The following is a 19549-nucleotide window of genomic DNA, read 5'->3' as shown; positions in this document are numbered from 1 at the left end:
AGGTGGGGACATGGCACTTTTTCAACGAAATGCTAAAGAAAAAGCGACAGAAGAAATAGAATCCAGTTTTATAGCTACTTCTGGTTATATCGATGAACTGGTAGAGCATTATAAAACAAGACTATTAACAGAGGTTAATTTAGAACAGATTACTAGTTTAGGTGAATCAGATAAACGATTAAGAATTGAACGGTATATTAATCAATTTATGTCTGAAGAAAAAGTAGTCATTCCCAGACATGATAAAGAATCACTCCTTTCAAAATTAATCGATGAAAGTGTAGGGTTTGGACCATTGGAGCCTTTGCTTAAGGATGATTCTATTACAGAAATTCTAGTGAATGGTCCAAATGAAATATACGTGGAAAAAAAGGGAAGGCTTGAACGGTCGAAAGTAAATTTTAAAGATGAATCGCATGTGCGGCATATTGTCGACCGGGTAGTTGCACCTCTAGGTAGAAGGATTGATGAGAGCTCACCAATGGTAGATGCAAGGCTGCCTGATGGAAGTCGTGTGAATGCGGTTATTTCTCCAATCAGTCTTGATGGAACATTAATATCCATTCGGAAGTTCAGGAAAAATCCATTTGTAATGGATGAGCTGGAGGATAATAATACCTTTACAGGTGCGATGTCACTGTTTATGCAGGCCCTAGTAGAAACGAAACTAAATGTTTTAATCTCTGGTGGGACAGGCAGTGGTAAGACAACATTATTAAATGCTTTAGCACAAGCTATTCCGATGGGGGAACGCGTGATTACGATCGAGGATTCTGCTGAATTAAAGCTTGATCGGGCAAATGTGGTAGGAATGGAAGCTCGTCCACCAAACGTGGAAGGAACCGGGGAAGTAACTATCCGGCAGCTTGTAAAAAACGCTTTGCGGATGCGTCCCGATCGAATCATTGTTGGTGAAGTGCGTGGATCGGAGGCATTTGATATGCTTCAGGCAATGAATACCGGTCATGAAGGCTCCTTGACAACCGTGCATTCCAACACACCAATTGATGCCATCAGTCGTGTGGAAGGAATGGTTGTTATGGCAGGACTTGATCTCCCTACCCACATCATTCGTGATTATATTGCCGGAGCACTGGATTATATCATTCAGGTTCAACGGTTAACGGATGGAACACGCCGGGTGACGAATGTTTCTGAAGTTGAAAAAATAGACGGAAATAAAATACAAGTACGCGATATTTTCAAGTTTCAGCGTACAGGAGTTCAGGCAGATGGAATGATACTGGGCCATTATACTTCAACAGGTATTATCCCTAAATGTATTCCACATCTGCATGTATACGGATTAAACCCAGATATGAATATCTTTACACCTGAGGAGGGGATGGCGGATGAACATAGCAGTGTCTATACTCTATAGTTTAGCAGTACTTTCGCTTCTGCTGTTTGGTTATTATTACTTAGGTTATCGCTCCCAAAAGAAAGAATGGAAACTAAAGGTAAAAGAATGGTATCCCGAAGAACAGCGCAAGAGCATGATAAGTAAGCTGGGAGATCAATTTGATGAACGAGAATCATCGAAGGCTTTACGCAATAAACTGCAAAGTGCCAATGTAAAGCTTTTACCTTCTGAGTATATCGCTGCATTACTCGTGGGTGGAATGACGGTATTTGTATTCTTCTATACGATATTTAGCATGCCAGTGGCAATCAGTTTGTTATTATCTGTATTATTAATGCTCGCTACCAATTATCTATTATTTTATATTAGAAAAAATAACTATGAAATCCGTTTCAATGAACAACTGGGGGAAGTTTGCAGGATACTTGGTAATGCTGCACGGTCAGGAATGACGATCAATCAGGGGATTGAGATCGTAGCGAGAGAAGTCTCAGCACCGGCAGGAATTGAATTCAAACAAATTTCTAATGAATTAAAATTAGGTGTTCCATTAGAAACTGCATTACGCTCTGTGCAAAAAAGAAATAAATCACGGGATTTCAATTTGTTTATCGCAACACTGCTTATCCAGAAAAAAACGGGAGGGAACTTAGCCCGCACACTGGAAACGATGGGAGAAACCTTCGAAGAGCGCAAAGTACTAAGCCAAACGATAAAAACAATGACTGCAGAACAGAAATATATTTCATTTATCATACCGGTAATGCCTGTATTTTTGTTACTCGTTATGAACAATGTGATTGACGGCTTTATTGAACCATTATGGTCTGGATTTGGAGTCATTATATTAATTGCATTTGTCGGAGCAATTATCCTGTCATTTATTTTAATTCGAAAAATAACGGATATAAGGGTGTAGCCTATGGATGCATTAATAATCTTAGCCATCATCGCTTTCTGGTTTTGTATGTTGTTATGTTTAAAACACTTTTGGTCTTATTTAAATGGGAAACGAAGTATTTTATCCCATGTATCAGATTTAACACAAATTGATCCATATGAACGAAAAAAGAAAAAAGTAGACAGACGGGCAGCCTTTTTTCAAAAAATAACAAAATATGCAGATGATTTTACGGACCTAGGACAGAGGATTAATTTTTTCAGTGAAAATCATATGGTGGCAGAGTGGCTAAGGAAATCAGGTAATCCACTGAAGCTGACAGTGGAACGATTCCAGGGATTGAAAATCTTCTTATTTCTAGCGGGTTTCTTTATAGGAATTCTAGCCATCATTATTGGTCTTCCTTTCTCACAATATATGATTATAGGTATACCTATTTTAGGATATTTTCTACCAATTTTATATATGAAAAGAGAGGTGAAAAATCGTCAAGATTTAATTAGACAGGATTTACCGGATTTTTTGGATACGGTAAGTACAAGCTTACAGGCTGGAGTCAGTTTAGACCAAGCACTTCGGGAGGTGATTCGCCATTTCGATGGACCTATCAGGGAAGAATTCACGAGATTTAATAATGAAATCGACTTAGGTATTGCTAGGGAAAGAGCGTATCGAGAGCTGTTACTGCGGAATGACAATCCCGAATTTCAATCATTGATTAAGGCACTTATACAGGGAATGAACCTTGGTGTGCCGATTGCAAAAACATTTAAAATACAGGCAGAAAACTTACGGGAAATACGTCAGGAGCAAGTGAAAGAACTGGCAGCAAAAGCATCACCAAAAGTTACACTTGTAACAACATTTTTAATTGCACCTGTTTCCATATTGATGATTGCGGGATTAATGATCATGAACATGCTGCTGGGTGATAATAGTATTCTTAATTTACTTTAAAAAAATCAGGAGGTAGGAAAAATGAAAAAGATGAATGAAGTTTATGTAAACATGATGAACAAGGTAGCAGGTATGAAAAAGGATGAAACTGGTTCACAGACATTGGAGTGGATTGGGATTGCTGCGGTTATTGTCATACTTGTGGGAGTTATTTCCACATCTATGGCTGGTGCAACTGGTATAGGGGAAGCTGTTGTGGGCAAGATTACTGAATTAATTGGTCAGATAGGCGGTTAAGGAATAAATTAATTAAGATATTAAGGGGTTTTCTTGCATGTTAAAAAATAGGTATCTTTTCTTACTGCTTGTTCCATTGTTACTCCTTGTTGCTTGTGGTGATAATGATAACGCACAAACACAAGTAGAAGAAACGGAAAGTCAGATTCAAGAAACAGAAGTGGAAGATGCAGAGGATAAACAAGTGGCAGGAGAGGAAGTAGCTTCGACTGGGAACTCTGAAGAAACTACTAAACAGGAACTTTCACTGGAAAATCTAGACCCAATTCCAACAGATGAAGTGGGATTAGCGAATCAATTACCAGGACCTTATGGCGGGTATCAACCAAGTTTCGAGGATGATCATGAAGAAGAGTTAAGAGAACACTTTGAACAAATCCAGCCAATGAGTGAAAATCCTAGTGACGAGGAATATGAGACTTACTTGCGGTATATGTACTGGTTAGTCGCAGGTGATTATTCTAATCCACAAGACGTTATAAAAAAATGGGAATTCGGTGCTTTTGGAAATCCAGATCTACCAGATTCACGCTTGCATTTTAAAGAAAATTACAATATTGAGATTTTATTAGATTCAAGTGGAAGTATGGGATTCTATGCTGGAGATAAAACTAGAATGCAAATTGCTAAAGATGCGATCAATGAATTCGTTAAAAATACACCAGAAGAAGCCAACATTTCACTAAGAGTATATGGTCATGAAGGTACGGGTGACAATGCTGATAAAGCTTTGTCTTGCGAAACCATTGAACAGGTCTATGGGTTTGCACCTTATAATGAGTCGGACTTTCAAGCGTCACTAAATCAATTTGAACCTGCTGGCTGGACTCCGCTTGCAGCAGGTATGAAAGCATCGAATGAGGCAATGAAAGATTTGAAAAGTGAAGAAAATACCAACCTCATTTATATCGTAAGTGATGGGATAGAGACTTGCGACGGTGATCCTGTAAAAGTAGCTGAACAGCTTGCCGCGTCCAATGCGAAGCCGATTATTAATGTCATTGGCTTTCAAACCGATGCAGAAGCTCAAAAGCAATTACAGGAAATCGCGGAAGTTGCAAATGGAATCTATGCTTCAGCAAGCAATCAAGACCAGCTTCAAGCTGAGTTTGAGCGGGCAGAAGAAGTACTAGATGTTTGGGAACAATGGAAAAGGGATGCTATAAAAGATGTTGATGCTGCTGGTGTAAGAAGTAATTTTGACATTATGGAAATAGGCAACGATTGGAATTTTATTAATACAGCAACTATTAATAATATGAATAGTTTAGGATACCTGTTAGTTGATTTTGAAATCCTGACATATGATCAAAGATCTGAACTAATTAGGAGATTTAGGGAATTAAAAGAAAAAATGGAGCAAACAACAGATGAACTTAAGGAAAATTTAAAAGAATTGAGTACAGAGACGCTCGAACAAACGAAAGAGGAAATTGACCAAAAGTATAATAGTAATGTACAGAATTAGTTGAAAGAAGGGTGTAATCTGTTTCTGAAAAGTGGTGATGGTAATAAATAAGTGGTTAAGAAGCATTTTTGCATTTATGGCAATTGTGATTGTAACCCTTCAGCCTGTTTTTGCACCCGTCGCTTACGCTGTAGAGGCATGGACAGGTAATTCTTGGGAAGGTGAATCCTGGAAAGGAAATTCTTGGACTGGGGATTCATGGGATGGCGCCAGTCTGAAGTGGGAAGGTGACTCCTGGCAAGGTGATGATTGGGAAAGACAAGGAACAGAAGGGACCAGTTGGGATGGCAACACTTGGAGTAGTGTTCCTTGGTACTTAGAAGGATGGTCCCAGCATGGCTTTACGGAAGATTCATGGACTGGTAATCCATCATCAGGTAATTCCTGGGGAGCAAATGGTTGGAATGTAAATGGATTCAATGGAGATTCATGGCAGTCTCAAGGGTGGAATGGTTCCTCGTATAATGGAAATGCATGGAATCAATCAGGATTTCAAGGTGATTCATTTACTGGCGATGCCTGGTCCCAGTCCGGTTATTCTAGTAATCCATGGTTACAACAAGGATATATGGCCGGCCCATATGCAGGTAATTCGTGGAATAATTCAGGCTATACGGGTAGCCCTTACTTAATAACTCCATGGCTTTTGAATGGCTATCAACCGAATGTTTCCCCATCAACTGGGTATAACGATAATATTCCATATTATGATACAAACCCCTACAAGGTTACTGAATATATTATGAAGTCTGTTGGCAGTACAGCCACTATGGGTGCAGAGGGGTTGAAATATCAACGTTATCTTGATGCCAGTAGCACAAGTAAATGGGATTTCGGCGGAAGAATGTATGGAGATGTTTTCGTCATTGGCTTAAAGGTATTTGGGGTAGATAATTTTGGTACCGATACTTATGATTTTGGTACGAAGTTATATGATGGAGTTGAGGGCTATAGCGAGTTCCAGAAAGCCAGAACTTTTGCTAGTAATGCAGGCGAGTTTTTTGATGCTCGAGAGATGCTTAATCTAGCAGAAAATGGTTCTGATTTAAGCAGGAGCTCAAGCGTACTGAACGTTGTAGATAGAATACCTAGCCCACCAGAACCGGTTGAGAAAGCTTTATCAAAATTAAGCCTACCTGCTGCAGCGTTAGGTGCTTACACATCAGGTGTAAAAACAGTTGACAGTTTTAATAACGCATCTGAAGTATACAACAGTAATGCAACTGGTGCCGATAAAACAGCAGCTTTTGCAGAAGTAGGAGAAAACCTTGGTGATACTATAATGAATGCCGGGACAATAACTGCAGCTGCCCCTATACCTGGTGCACGCGCGGCAGCTGGAATTATGGTCGCAGGTGGTGCTGGACTTTGGGCACTTTCAAAAGGAACTAAGTTTATAGCAAATAATTGGAAAGGCGGACCAATAAAAACCGCAAAATCCATTGCTAAAAAGGGATGGAATACTGTAAAAGGATGGTTTTCATAATAGAGACGAGTTTACACTCGTTTCTATTATGTACATATTCCTACAGAAAAGTATTTTAAGGAGTATTATTCTTGAATAAAAATTATAATGAATTAAATATATTAGCAGCGAAACATAAAAAAATATTTGAAAAATACGATATTAATCCTGGTGTCTTTAAGATTAATGATAACGAATATTATTTTGCTTTCTATAAAAGAAGGAAAATAACAGGTTATGCGATTATATCCTCACAGTCTTCTAATAATAAAGAGGAATATATAGAAGCATTTAAATCGTTAAGTAGATACTATCAATATTCAGGATCAGTTATAAAACATGCCGGGTTCAGAGCAGCAATAAATTTTAATTCTTTTACAACTGTTAGTGGATTCTTGCAAAAGGTACTAACTAACCTTCAATTGAGTCCAGAAAATAGAGCAATCTTCAGAAAAGGTTTAGATGCTTTGAATTTTATTATTAATTTACAGGACCAACTTATAAAGGATTATGAGATTTTTTTAACGAGGGCAAGACAGGTAGAATCAGGTGAGATTAAATTTATTACAAAGGATCTTCTTGATAATGTATTAAACTATTTAAGTGAATTTGATTATATTCAATATACCCAGATGACCACACAATATAATAATATTTCAACATTTAAGGAAATTTATAACCAAGCAAAAAATGACCAGGAGATAAAACCATTTATGGATGAAGCTGCCAAAACTTATCTTGGAGAATTTACTATAAGTAAAGCTAATCTCCAAAAAAACATTAAAGAATTGACCCATGTACCAAATCTGGAACAGCTGACAAAAGAAGAACATAGAGAAGTTGCCAGAAAGACTACAGTACAAAACACTGAAAAATTCATTGAGAAACATATGAAAAAACTAAGACATCCAAAAATTTAAATAGGAGTTTATTATGGAAAAACCACTACAGTTTGCTTGGGAGTTATACACACGGAAATTTGAAAAAATTTTATTGTTAATGTTGTTTACAACGCTGCCCCTATTAATCATTCATAATTTTGCAACAAACTATATTTATGTTGTAACCCCAAGCTATTCACCAATTTATTCATTTGCAGACATATATTATGGACTTTTAACTGTTTTATTGTTTATATACGCGCAAGTACCTTATATCCGATTTGTCTATAACGAATATAGAGGTTACGAAAATAGCCTGCGAAATGCCTTTTATCATTTTATTGCTAATGGCTTTACGGTATTTCTGTTTGCGTGTATTGTTTCCATTCTTACAACAATAGGTTTTATGTTATTTATTCTTCCAGGTTTTATATTTCTGGCGTTAATATTTCCTATCCCATATCTTAGTATTTTTGATGAAAAGTCGGTTTGGAAATCTTATAAAGAGGGATTACGCATCGGGAAGAAAAACTTTTGGAAGATCGCATTAATTCTTATAATCACTGGAAGTATTGAGTTCTTATTTGGTATTTTTATTACCGTTCAATTATTTAATATAACACCATCCTATGCTGCTCAAATAATTACACAAATGGTTTTAAACCTTTTAGTATTTCCATTTATTATTATTCTCTTAACCTCATATATGATCAAATGGAGAGAGTCATTAGAAGTGCTAGAAGTTGAAGTGAAAGAAGACAGTGTTAATTACCTAAACTAGAGAAACCTTTATACCTTCTTCCAATGGAAGGCCTAATATTCTTCGTAAGGGGTTATGGAATGAATAAAATGCTAAAAATTTTCTTTGTTTCAATAGCTAGTATCTTTCTTGTATTTCAGCCTATATTTTTGCCTACTGTATATGCAGTAGGTGCATGGACAGGGAATTCCTGGACAGGAACCCCGTGGACAGGTAACTCATGGAATGGTAACGAGTTACAATGGGAAGGCAATTCATGGCAAGGTAATTCCTGGACGGGAGAATCATGGCAAGGAGAACCTGGAACGAATGGCGAGTCCTGGAACGGAAATACATGGAACTATGCTGGATTTTCAGGTCAACAGTTCCAGGGAGCGCCCTGGTTAACTCCTGGGTTCCAAGGAAATGGGTATCAGGGAGGACCATGGGCGAATCCGGGATTTACAGGTGAAGGTTATCAGGGAAAACCTTTCTTAACGCCTGGCTTCCAACAAAATGGATACCAGCAAGGTCCATTTCTAGCTCAACCTGGAACTGGGTTTCCTGGTGTAATGGGATATCCTTGGGCACAACAAGGATTTAATCATTATGCTCAGGCTGCTAACACATCCGATAGCGATCAACCTATTCCTGATCTGCCAAAAGGGTATGATATAGCAAAATATATTACTCAAGATGTCATACTCGGACAGGTCGATTATGTAGGTGACATGCTAACCTATGAAAATATGACAAATCTAAGCTATGATGCCAAGATGAATTATGGCAGCAGTCTCTATAAAGGTATATTGTTAAATGGAATTAAATTAGGCATAAATGATCAGACATTATTTGACATTTATGATACTGGAACACATATTGCAGATGGATACGGTGCTGTTCAAGAGCTAGTGAGTGTAAGAAATGCATATACTGCAACAAGTACTGGGAGTGATTTAGCTAATGCAGCTCAGACTGCAACAAATATAACGCCTTCAGCGGGTGCAGTTGGTGCGGTTTCAAAATTGAATATTGGTGTTGCAGCAATCGGAACAGGGGTAGCAGCATTTGAAACCGGGTATAAAGCTGGTCAAGCCTATGATGTATTAACGAGCGACGCTTCTGGTGCTGAGAAAACATCTGCAGTTGCAGACGCTACTGGAAGTTTAGGAGATACGTTAATGAATGCAGGAGTGGTTGCTTCTGCAATTCCTGGCGGACAAGCTGTTGGTGCAGGCATGGTAGCTGTAGGTGCGGGGATTTGGGTCGTATCAAAAGGTGTTAAACTATTTGCAGATAACTGGAAAGGTGATTTGGGATCAACGACTAAATCTATCGCTAATAAAGCAGGAAATAAAATCAAGGATGGATGGAATTGGCTTAAAGGCAAATTTTCCTAAAAGCATATTACTAAACTCTATGCTTTTAGGAAAAAAGTAAATTACTAACTAAGTATAAAGAAAGGTCGTTCAAATGGTAATAAATGCGGAATTACATAAACAAGCTAAAAAGCATAAAAAACTTTTCGAAACCTATGATATTAACGAAAAATATGTTCACGTAGATGGTAAGGATTTCTATATGGTGTTTTACAGGAAATTTAATAAACATAGTGGTTTTGGAATGCTCTCTTCTTACCCAAATCCAACAATAGAGGAGTATAATGTTGCTCTTGAAATGTTGGTTATTTTATTCAATAATACGCAGAGCATAAAAAATAATGCCTTTCACAGGGTCGGAATAACAATGGATCCATTAGAGAAAACAAAATCATTCATTGAAAAGGTTACAAAAGAAGTTAGCTTATCTGAAAATGAAAAAGATATTTATAATCATTGCCACAATGGGATAGTAAAGATAATTGAACTGCAAGAGCAATTAAAAACGATAACAGAAGACTTTGAGATGAATACGAGGGCGAAGAAATGTTTCACTGTTTCAGATCTTGATATGGTCCAAGATGTATTGGCTGAATTTGATTATATACAATACACACAGTCTCAACTACTTTATCAACTCATTGACGATTATAAATTTATAAAAGAGCATATTAATCAGGACACGATGGTTCGAACTATCGCAACGACTAAAGTCAAGAAATATATTGACCAGCTTTCCGACAGTAAAGAAAAGTTGCGAACAGAAATTGAATCAGTAAGCCATGTAGAAAATATGGAGAACATGACAATGGAAGAGCATATAGACGCTGTTAAAAAATATTATTTAACCATACAGAATGAAGGAAATAAGTCACTAAGAAAAGAAATAAGATATCCGAAACTAGATTAGATGATGCAACAAGTTATAACTTACTTCCATCTATAATAACAGATCTTTTAATAAGAAGGGGGCTGCTCTGAGCATGAATCGTTGGAGAAGAAGATTTAATAATGAGGAAGGTTCTGCCACAATTGAATTTCTTGGAATTGTTCCTTTAGCATTGTTGCTTTTGATGATTATTATCCAATTTATTGTTGGAATTCATGGTGTTCTCATAACCCAGTCAGCAGCTAATGAGTATGCAAATGTGTATTCCATCACGAAGGATCAATCGGAAGCACAAGATGCGGCTAATAGAATACTATCGTCTACAGGAAGTTATCTACAGACACAATCAATATCGGGTCCATCTTCTGGAAACAAAGAATTTGAAGCAGAAGTAAATGTAAATATCAATCTATTATTTATATCTAATTATTTCCCGGGGCTATCTGTTCCATATTCAGCAACTGCATATGGCAGGGTGATTGAATGATTAAGAAACTAAGAGCAAGATTTAACAATGAACAGGGAAGTATTATGCTTTTTGTTTTAGGGATGCTCGGAATAATGGGAGTCTTATTTGTCTTTGTACTCAATATGGGAATGGCTTTAGCTGTCAAGGAACAATCTGCGACAACGGCACAACAAGCAAGTATGGCGGCATCGAGTGTTGTATACGAAGAAGTACGGGAGATTGTATTTGGCTTTGATTATGAAGAAGCCCTACCTGAAGAGGAGCCTTCAGAGGAATCATCAGACGATCCAGGTGAAGCTGAAGATGAGGAAGAACTGCCTTATGAAAATCTCGAAGATAAACTTGAAGAAGCAGTAGACGAACTCTTAGGTCGTTCACAGTATAGTGATTGGTCAGACAATGAACGTGAATTACAGGCCCTTGATAGATATTTAACTGACGTCCTTTTTCCTATCCCAATTATTGGCGATGCACTTAAACTTAAATTACGCAATGCTCCAATCGAAGACAAAGCAATTGATATGGCCAGAAGTACTATCCTGCAAAATGGTGGAGTCTTAGATGAAGCGGAACTTTGGATTGACAGTAATCGAATTTATGTACGTGCAGCAAATGAAATGGAAGGTGTATCCTATGATGGATTTATGGAAGGAATTGAAGAAAATATTTTTCAGGAATCAGCAGGACCAGAGATAGATTTCTTAACGGAAATATGGAATGAAAGTACAACTATTTCATTAGATTAAAAGGAGGGTTTTTGTGTCAAAAAAAGAAAAAAGATGGCGGAGATTGTATCTCATTTTAATGATTTTCATTTATGCAGTTTTCGTACCTATAACCGTAGTGGAGTGGCTCGCAGCGGATGGAAGTTTTCCACTGACAGCTCTTGTCGTTGGTTTCGCTCTTCCAGTAATGAGAAAAAACCATATCAACCAAATTAGGGAAAAAGAAGCTTAAATAGTTTCTCTACATTGGAAAAATTTCAATTCTCTACAAGAGCAAGTGGATCAAAAAGGTTTATTTACAGATAAAGAAATTGAAAAGGTCTTGCATTATATAGCAATGGAGACTCTCATTCAGTATAAACAATTTAAAGGTCAGTATGATAATTGCCGGGATTTCGATGTGATTTATGAAAATCGGGATCACCTACAAATTAAGCCTTTTGAAAAATATGTGGATCATATAGTACTACAAGGGATGACCAGTGAAGTTGCAGAACAGCGGCTGAAGAATTCACTTGACCGCTTTACGAGGAATCGGAATTTAGAAAATATGAGTGAAACTGAAATTTATGATGAATTGAGGAAAACTTATCGGAAAGGCTTGGATGTACGAGTTCAGCAGACAAAGTATATGCTGCGTTATCCATAGAAATGCGATATCTATTAGGGAGGTTTGCTATGAATAATAAGCTGCAACACTCGGCAATCCAATTCTAGATTTTAAAAGTGCCTGTCACTCCTGAATTTTGTCGAATATACATAGTAAAATAGCAGTCATACCAAGTTAGTTTTAACCTTGATCTGACTGCTATTCTCATTCATTTACTTTACCGATTCCAAAGATTCCTTCAATATATTTACTGTCTAACTCACCATCACGAGAAAGTTGCTCACATTCATGAAAAGCAAAATGTTTACAACCTAAACATTTATTATGATTAATTTGGGAAATCGCATAATTAATTGCCTCTCCAGTATGGTCAAAAAAGTATTTTCCATTTATTTCATCATACAAACCTGATAACTTCAATTGTTCTTTTAATTGAGGAATGACACCTGAAAGCAGTACGATACCACCATTTTTCTTGAAATGGTTAATGATATTTTTTAAATTTGCTGTTCCTGTAGCATCTATAAATGGAACCATTCCCATTCGTAAGATTAGCACTTTTGGCTTGTAATTGATTGTCTCCATGACGCGTTGTTCAAAGAGTTGGGCAGCCCCGAAGAACAGTGGACCTTCAATCGTATACATACTAATTTGTGGACAATCATGGGAATCATTCACTAAATGTGACTGAACGGTTTCGTTTTTTTGTGTATGATCTGGAAGCACCTTAGAAACTACCAATAAATTACTCATCCGCTTTGCAAATAAAATAAGCGCCAATGCAAGACCATCTAATACTGCTGTTGTAATGCTGGAAAATACGGTTAGAAAGAATGTCACCAATAAAATAAGTGAGTCTCCTGTTTTCAACTTTAATAAATGAGCAAACTGTTTACGTTCTGCCATATTCCAAGCGACAATCAAAGTAAAACCTACTGTAACAGGTCGAGGAATAAATTTGATCGAGGAGCCAATTTTGAATAAAGCCATCAAACATAAAAGAATTCCTGCTAAGAAGCCCGCAACTAATAAATCGGCATAGCCATAGGTAATCACAATACCTAGTAGTATTGGAACAAAAGCCCCGGTTGGTCCACCAATTTTATACTTTGATCCACCAAATAATGAAATTAGAATACCCGCAATACCAGCAGTATAAATTCCATACTCTGGTTTGACCCCGGAAGCAATAGCGAAAGCCATAGCTAATGGGAGTGCAATGATACCAACAATTATTCCGGAAAGAAGATCCGATGAAATGGATAGAGTAAGATGGGCATCAACCATAGTATTTCCCATACATAATACAAAAAATTTAGGGGAACAATATATAAAGATTTTTAGTAATCTCAAAATGGAGGGTACTTCTATGGCCGAGCAGAACATGCATAATCAATTACAGCAGGCAAGTCAGCAAATAAAAGAGGCACAAGAGGCTATTTTACAAGCACAAGGATACGATCGTGAAATCCTAGAACAAGCGGAACAACAGTTATTACAAGCAGAACAGGGTTTGCAGAATACACAAAACCAAGCGGGAACAGAAGCTACTGAGAACGCACAGTTTCAGCAAGCATATGAAAAGCTGCATGATACCCGTCAACAAGTGAAAGAAGCACAACAAAATATTAATGATGTTTTATAAAAGATGCAGGGAGACTTCATGTGGAAGTCTCCCGTTTTATTTATTCATCTTAAGCTCTTTTGATTCCATTTTGCAGTTTATGCAATGTATGCTTTGTTCCCCATTCGTGCATGGCTTCTAAAATAGGCTCAAGACTCCTACCATACTCGGTAATCGAATATTCAACTTTTGGAGGTACCTGTGGATAGACAACACGTTGTATGATATCTTCTGCTTCAAGTTCACGTAACTGCTTTGTAAGCATTTTCTGTGTGATGCCTGGCATGCTTCGTTTCAGTTCACTAAAACGTTTTGTCCCTTCCTGTAATAAATGTAACAAAATAATCGGCTTCCATTTGCCAACTAAAATACCTAAAGCATCCTCTACTTGGCAATGTTCGGGTGATTTATCCATATAACATTCTCCTTAGTGTCTTTTTATATACTATGTTCCTTAAAAGTGCTTACTTCCTATAATATTAGATATATCTTATAATAACATTCATAGATAAAAATATAATTTGTATTACGTAGAAGATAAAGTATAACTAATGAAAGGTTGATAAATAGTTGGAGAAATATCGTATTGATCCAAGTAAAGGATTAGAATTCGGACTTTATACATTAGGGGACCATATACCAAATCCATTAACAGGTGAAAGGATTTCAGCTGAACAACGTATCCATGAAATCATTGAATTAGCAAAGCTTGCTGAACAAGCGGGGATTGATTTCATTAGTGTAGGGGAAAGTCATCAGGAGTATTTTACAACGCAGGCACATTCTGTCGTATTAGCAGCAATTGCACAAGCAACAGAGAAGATTAAACTTGCAAGTTCATCTACAATTATTAGTACATCTGATCCGGTTCGTGTATATGAGGATTTTGCAACAATTGATTTGATTTCGAGAGGACGTGCGGAAATTATAGCTGGACGTGCATCAAGAGTAGGTCTCTTTGATTTATTAGGCTATAACCTACGTGATTATGAAGAGTTATATGAAGAAAAGTTTGAGCTGTTGGTGAAAATTAATAAAGAGAAAGTTGTCAATTGGAGTGGAGAGTTCCGCGCTCCCTTAAAAAATGCTGAAGTTATCCCACGTCCACAAAACGGTTCGATGCCGATTTGGCGAGCGGTTGGTGGACCGCCTGCAAGTGCAATTAAAGCGGGTTATGCAGGTGTCCCGATGTTTCTCGCTACGTTAGGTGGCCCGGCTTCCAGTTTTTCCTATTCCATTGAGGCCTATCGTGAAGCGGCAAGACAGAGTGGATTTGATCCGTCGGAGTTACCCGTTTCGACAGCCGGATTCTTCTATGTAGCAGAAACGACACAGCAGGCACAGAAAGAATATTACCCATTTATTAATGAAGGAATGAAAGTGACGAATGGCCGAGGTTATCCAAAGCAGCAATTTGCGCAAGGAGCAGACAAACGAGATGTCATGAATATCGGTAGTCCACAACAAATTATCGAAAAAATCCTTTATCAGCATGAAGTATTTGGTCACCAGCGTTATATTGGGCAAATGGACTTTGGTGGCGTTCCATTTGATAAATTAATGAAAAATATCGAGTTGATCGGTACAGAAATTTTGCCGGCAATTAAAAAATATACAGCGACTAATTAAGGAGTGGGGAAATGAAGATTGTTGGATTATCCGGTTCAAAAGTAGGCTCGAAAACTAGAACGGCAATGAACTACGTTGTTCAAACTCTTTCTGAAAAATACCCGGATACGGATGTGACATTGATTGATCTAGCGGAATATGATATTCCATTTAGTGACGGACGTAATTACCTGGAATATGAAGGTGACGCAGGATATGTAACAAAAACAATGATGGAAGCAGATGTAATTATTATCGGGACACCCGTTTTTCAAGCGTCCATCCCAGCAACATTGAAGAATATATTTGATTTACTACCAGAACAGGCATTTTTGAACAAAGTTGTCAGTATGCTCGTAACAGCAGGTTCGCCAAAACATTACCTCATTGCTGAACAACAATTAAAACCAATCATCACATATATGAAAGCACAAATTGTTCAGTCCTATGTATTTATTGAGGAAAAGGATTTTTACCTGAAAGAAATTATCAATGATGATGTATTATTCCGAATCGGTCGTTTGGTTGAAGATACAGTAGTATTAAAGAATACATTTTCGGAAATTCGAAAGGCGAAAGAAGCAGAATATGGTTTCTAATTGTAGGGTTATTGATTTATGCAATAACAAACAATCTTGGTGGAGGGGCAGGCGGTATGCAGTCCCAACGCAATTAGAACCGCTAACATGTCCATCCTGTATTAAAAAAATTGAAACAACAGTAAGTAAAACAGAAGGTATCGCGAATCTGCAAAAGTATTATTTAATTCCAGTAAAGTCAGAACAGAATTTGATGAATCTAAAATAGAAGCAAGCAAGATAGAGAAAACTATTAGTAAATTAGGCTATCCAGTTAAGTCTATAAAAGTTTCTTAACAATACAAAGTCTAAGGGAAAGACATTGAAATTCACGGAGAATCTTCAATGTCTTTTTACTAATTTGTTTAACTCGACAATCGGTTCCTGCATCATAAAACTTTACAAGATAGCTAATAGATTCACTCTAAAGTCAGCTGACAAAACGAAATTTTAAGACAAAGAGAGTGATTACCGTGAGGAGGAAAATCAATGAAAATGCATCAACAATGCGCACATCATTCCAATGAAGCACATCAATCATGTGTTTCATTGGTCCCGATTTTCAACCATTTGGAAGATGAGCAGATGAATGAAATCATGGAAACCGTACAATCTGTTTCCTTTAAAAAGGGAGAGGTTATCTACCATGCAGGTGACGACTCGGACTCCCTTTATATTGTACACAGGGGTAAAATAAGGATCTACCGATTATCTGAATCTGGTAAAGAACAGCTAGTGCGCATATTAAATCCAGGAGAATTCACAGGAGAATATGCCTTATTCAGTGAATCGACACACGAATCCTACGCAGAAGCAATGGTAGATACAAATGTATGCATGGTTAAACAGGCAGATTTGCAACAGTTTCTTTCAAAGTACCCAACAATTTCATTTAAAATACTGACGGAGTTTTCGAAAAGACTGGAGCAGTCAGAGACGCAAACCACCCGATTCGCTACCGAAAAAGCAGAAACAAGAATTGCATTATTTATTGCTGACTATGTGGATAATGAAGAAGATTCAAACGAATTTACGTTACCAATGAGTAAAAAAGATTTAGCATCTTACTTAGGCACGACGCCAGAAACAATCAGTCGTAAACTGGCAGATCTGGAAAAGCAAGGATTAATTAAACAGAAAACAAATAAAAGAATTGAAGTGCTGGATATGGATGGACTGCTTCTTGTTTGAAATAGCATTTCTCTGTCTGTTTAAATTGACAGTATAATTAAATAATTTCATTCTAACTACTCAGTAGTTGTAGTAACAGTATGGTTAACTATGTTATTGAAATTGTTTACGTAAAGAAGTAATCGCTCATCTTATTCAGAGCAGTGGTTACTTCTTTTTGACATATAAGAGAATATAAAAACAATACTATACTGGTAAAAAAGGCCATTCACCATATAGAAACTTTCCTTTTGGGAATGTTACATAGTAACAACAGAAAGAAAGGAAATTGTCTATGAGTGATAAACCTAAAGTAAATGAAAATAGTAAACAAGAACAGTTAGAGCAGTTTCGAGTCGATGATGCTAACAAGAAATTGACAACAAATCAAGGCTTAAAAGTCTCAGAGGATGGACTTTCTTTAACTGCTGGAGAGCGTGGGCCAACACTCATGGAAGATTTTCATTTCAGAGAAAAAATGACCCACTTTGATCATGAGCGAATTCCGGAACGTGTTGTTCATGCAAGAGGTTCTGCGGCTCATGGGCAATTTGAAGTTTACGAATCAATGAAACCGTTTACAAAGGAAAAGTTTCTACAAGATCCAAAAGTGAAAACACCGGTATTTGTTCGTTTTTCTACAGTGGTTGGTTCTCGCGGATCCGCGGATACCGTAAGAGATGTACGCGGGTTTGCTGTGAAGTTTTTTACAGAAGAAGGGAACTATGATCTCGTTTCCAATAACATGCCTGTATTTTTTATACAGGATGGGATTAAATTTCCCGATGTAGTCCATGCACTTAAGCCAGAGCCGCATAATGAAATTCCTCAGGCTTCTGGTGCTCATGATACGTTTTGGGATTTTGTTGCCAATAATCAGGAATCTGCACATCATGTCATGTGGTTAATGTCAGATCGTGCAATTCCAAGAAGCTTTCGGATGATGCAAGGATTCGGTGTTAATACATTTCGCTTTGTGAATGAAGAAGGGAAATCCCACTTTGTGAAGTTCCACTGGATTCCGAAACTTGGTGTTCATTCACTTGTATGGGATGAAGCGCAAAAGATTGCAGGAAAGGATCCTGACTACAATAGAAGGGATTTATACGATGCCATTGAGATGGGGAAATTTCCTGAATATGAATTAGGTGTTCAAATTATTGAGGAAAAAGACGAGTTTGCCTTCGATTTTGATATTCTTGATGCCACGAAAATTTGGCCGGAGGAAGATGTGCCAGTCAAAATTATTGGTAAGCTAACATTGAATAGAAATGTAGATAATTTCTTTGCTGAAACAGAGCAAGTTGCCTTTCATCCAGGGCATGTCGTACCCGGAATCGATTTTACAAATGATCCATTATTACAGGGACGATTGTTCTCTTATTTAGATACCCAACTAATTCGTTTGGGTGGCCCAAATTTCCATGAGATCCCGATAAATAGATCAGTATGTCCGTTTCATAATAACCAGCGTGATGGCTATCATAGACAAACGATTAATAAAGGAAAAGTTACCTACCGAAATAATTCACTTGCCGCAAATACTCCTGCCCCTACGAGGGAAGAACAGGGAGGCTTTGCTCATTATCAGGAGAAGGTAGAGGGAAGTGTTATTAGATCCAGAAGTGCAAGCTTTGATGATCATTTTTCTCAAGTGAAGCTATTCTGGAATAGCATGAGTCCTGTTGAAAAACAGCATATTGTAGACGCTTTTAGTTTTGAGGTAGGAAGTGTTAAGAACAAAGCTGTCCGGCAACAAGTAGTAGATATGTTTGCAAATGTTGATCTTGCTTTAGCAACACAAATTGCAAAAAACATTGGAGCAACTCTCCCGGTTGCAGAGGAATCAACGATAACCAAAGCATCACCAGCGCTTAGTCAGGCAAACACAATCAAAACTCCTGCCGGCCGGAAAATTGGTGTGATTTTACAAAATGGCTTCAACGATTCAGAAGTGAAAGAGATTTTGCAAGGATTGAATCTGGCAGGGGTTGCCTATGAGACGATTAGTGATAAGCAAGGTGTTGTGTCAGGTACAAATAATATTGATATCACGGTCGACCATACATTTTCAACGACAGACCCAGTTTTATATGATGCCATCTATATCGTAGGCGGAGATAACATCGACAATACCTTTTATAAAAATGCGAATTACTTTGTTAAGGAAGCTTTCAAACATTATAAACCGATTGGGGCTACACACGAGGGGATCCAATGGTTAGAAGAAAATAATATGCTCGATAGTCCAGGAGTAGTCGCGGTGGATAATAAAGGATTTACAGAGAAGTTTATCCAAGCTATTGCAGAACATAGGCACTGGGATCGGAAAGTAGTTTAGAAAAGCCATATCAGTGAGTGAAAATCAGGGAGTGCCAGCCACTCCCTGATTTTTGTCGAATTCAATTTATATGGATTCTACTAAGAAGTTGCAGCTAGTCCCGACTCTAAGGAGCTCATAGACTATCTGACATTTTTAATTATAT

General features: G+C 37.5%; 21 protein-coding genes. 19 read left to right on the top strand and 2 right to left on the bottom strand.

Features of this window, described 5'->3' with window-relative positions:
* The first annotated feature begins 10 nt into the window (after positions 1 to 10).
* From BV906_RS10450 to BV906_RS10385, 14 genes are all read left to right on the top strand, one after another.
* Positions 11 to 1381, top strand: coding sequence for a TadA family conjugal transfer-associated ATPase (locus BV906_RS10450; RefSeq protein ID WP_087973455.1), 1371 nt, complete (start codon positions 11 to 13; stop codon positions 1379 to 1381).
* Positions 1353 to 2282, top strand: a complete 930-nt coding sequence (locus BV906_RS10445) for a type II secretion system F family protein (RefSeq protein ID WP_245844039.1) — start codon at positions 1353 to 1355, stop codon at positions 2280 to 2282. Before BV906_RS10450 ends, BV906_RS10445 begins: the two co-directional genes overlap by 29 nt.
* Positions 2283 to 2285: 3 nt before the next feature.
* Positions 2286 to 3221: a type II secretion system F family protein gene (locus tag BV906_RS10440; protein ID WP_087973454.1), complete on the top strand. Its 936-nt coding sequence runs from the start codon at positions 2286 to 2288 to the stop codon at positions 3219 to 3221.
* Positions 3222 to 3242: 21 nt separating this feature from the next.
* Entirely contained in the window at positions 3243 to 3458 is a 216-nt protein-coding gene (locus BV906_RS10435; protein WP_087973453.1) for a hypothetical protein, read from the top strand.
* A gap of 37 nt (positions 3459 to 3495) precedes the next feature.
* A complete protein-coding gene (locus BV906_RS10430) occupies positions 3496 to 4926 on the top strand; it encodes a VWA domain-containing protein (protein ID WP_087973452.1) in 1431 nt (476 codons plus the stop codon).
* Between the two features lie 37 nt (positions 4927 to 4963).
* Positions 4964 to 6412 (top strand): hypothetical protein, encoded by a 1449-nt coding sequence (locus BV906_RS10425; RefSeq protein ID WP_087973451.1) that lies wholly within the window; start codon positions 4964 to 4966, stop codon positions 6410 to 6412.
* Between the two features lie 71 nt (positions 6413 to 6483).
* Positions 6484 to 7311 carry a hypothetical protein gene (locus tag BV906_RS10420; RefSeq protein WP_087973450.1) on the top strand — a complete coding sequence of 276 codons (828 nt, stop codon included), beginning with the start codon at positions 6484 to 6486 and terminating at the stop codon, positions 7309 to 7311.
* 13 nt (positions 7312 to 7324) lie between these two features.
* A complete protein-coding gene (locus tag BV906_RS10415; RefSeq protein ID WP_087973449.1) occupies positions 7325 to 8053 on the top strand; it encodes a hypothetical protein in 729 nt (242 codons plus the stop codon).
* Positions 8054 to 8112: 59 nt separating this feature from the next.
* Positions 8113 to 9411 carry a hypothetical protein gene (locus BV906_RS10410; protein WP_087973448.1) on the top strand — a complete coding sequence of 433 codons (1299 nt, stop codon included), beginning with the start codon at positions 8113 to 8115 and terminating at the stop codon, positions 9409 to 9411.
* 73 nt (positions 9412 to 9484) lie between these two features.
* Positions 9485 to 10300 (top strand): hypothetical protein, encoded by an 816-nt coding sequence (locus BV906_RS10405; protein ID WP_087973447.1) that lies wholly within the window; start codon positions 9485 to 9487, stop codon positions 10298 to 10300.
* Between the two features lie 73 nt (positions 10301 to 10373).
* Entirely contained in the window at positions 10374 to 10766 is a 393-nt protein-coding gene (locus BV906_RS10400) for a TadE/TadG family type IV pilus assembly protein (RefSeq protein ID WP_087973446.1), read from the top strand.
* On the top strand, positions 10763 to 11494 hold the full coding sequence (locus BV906_RS10395) for a pilus assembly protein TadG-related protein (protein ID WP_087973445.1): 732 nt from the start codon (positions 10763 to 10765) through the stop codon (positions 11492 to 11494). Before BV906_RS10400 ends, BV906_RS10395 begins: the two co-directional genes overlap by 4 nt.
* 13 nt (positions 11495 to 11507) lie before the next feature.
* A complete protein-coding gene (locus tag BV906_RS10390) occupies positions 11508 to 11705 on the top strand; it encodes a hypothetical protein (RefSeq protein WP_087973444.1) in 198 nt (65 codons plus the stop codon).
* A 45-nt stretch (positions 11706 to 11750) separates the two neighbouring features.
* Positions 11751 to 12122 carry a hypothetical protein gene (locus tag BV906_RS10385; RefSeq protein WP_087973443.1) on the top strand — a complete coding sequence of 124 codons (372 nt, stop codon included), beginning with the start codon at positions 11751 to 11753 and terminating at the stop codon, positions 12120 to 12122.
* 165 nt (positions 12123 to 12287) lie between these two features.
* Here BV906_RS10385 and BV906_RS10380 read toward each other — a convergent pair whose 3' ends face one another.
* Positions 12288 to 13382 (bottom strand): SulP family inorganic anion transporter, encoded by a 1095-nt coding sequence (locus BV906_RS10380; RefSeq protein ID WP_087973566.1) that lies wholly within the window; start codon positions 13380 to 13382, stop codon positions 12288 to 12290.
* 70 nt (positions 13383 to 13452) lie between these two features.
* Between BV906_RS10380 and BV906_RS10375 the strand changes: the two genes are divergently transcribed.
* Positions 13453 to 13728, top strand: coding sequence for a hypothetical protein (locus BV906_RS10375; protein ID WP_087973442.1), 276 nt, complete (start codon positions 13453 to 13455; stop codon positions 13726 to 13728).
* 49 nt (positions 13729 to 13777) lie between these two features.
* Here the strand turns inward: BV906_RS10375 and BV906_RS10370 are convergent, their stop codons facing one another.
* Complete coding sequence (locus BV906_RS10370) at positions 13778 to 14122, bottom strand: winged helix-turn-helix transcriptional regulator (protein WP_087973441.1); 345 nt, start codon at positions 14120 to 14122, stop codon at positions 13778 to 13780.
* A gap of 155 nt (positions 14123 to 14277) precedes the next feature.
* Here BV906_RS10370 and BV906_RS10365 point away from each other — a divergent pair, with 155 nt between their 5' ends.
* From BV906_RS10365 to BV906_RS10345, 4 genes are all read left to right on the top strand, one after another.
* Positions 14278 to 15336 carry an LLM class flavin-dependent oxidoreductase gene (locus BV906_RS10365; RefSeq protein ID WP_087973440.1) on the top strand — a complete coding sequence of 353 codons (1059 nt, stop codon included), beginning with the start codon at positions 14278 to 14280 and terminating at the stop codon, positions 15334 to 15336.
* Between the two features lie 11 nt (positions 15337 to 15347).
* Positions 15348 to 15914 carry an NADPH-dependent FMN reductase gene (locus tag BV906_RS10360; RefSeq protein ID WP_087973439.1) on the top strand — a complete coding sequence of 189 codons (567 nt, stop codon included), beginning with the start codon at positions 15348 to 15350 and terminating at the stop codon, positions 15912 to 15914.
* 468 nt (positions 15915 to 16382) lie between these two features.
* Positions 16383 to 17084, top strand: coding sequence for a Crp/Fnr family transcriptional regulator (locus tag BV906_RS10350; protein ID WP_425435191.1), 702 nt, complete (start codon positions 16383 to 16385; stop codon positions 17082 to 17084).
* A 274-nt stretch (positions 17085 to 17358) separates the two neighbouring features.
* Positions 17359 to 19404, top strand: coding sequence for a catalase (locus BV906_RS10345; RefSeq protein ID WP_087973438.1), 2046 nt, complete (start codon positions 17359 to 17361; stop codon positions 19402 to 19404).
* Positions 19405 to 19549: the final 145 nt, after the last annotated feature.

The sequence above is a fragment of the Oceanobacillus rekensis genome, assembly GCF_002153375.1.
Taxonomy (GTDB): domain Bacteria; phylum Bacillota; class Bacilli; order Bacillales; family Amphibacillaceae; genus Oceanobacillus; species Oceanobacillus rekensis.
This window is presented reverse-complemented; position numbering and strand designations above follow the sequence as displayed.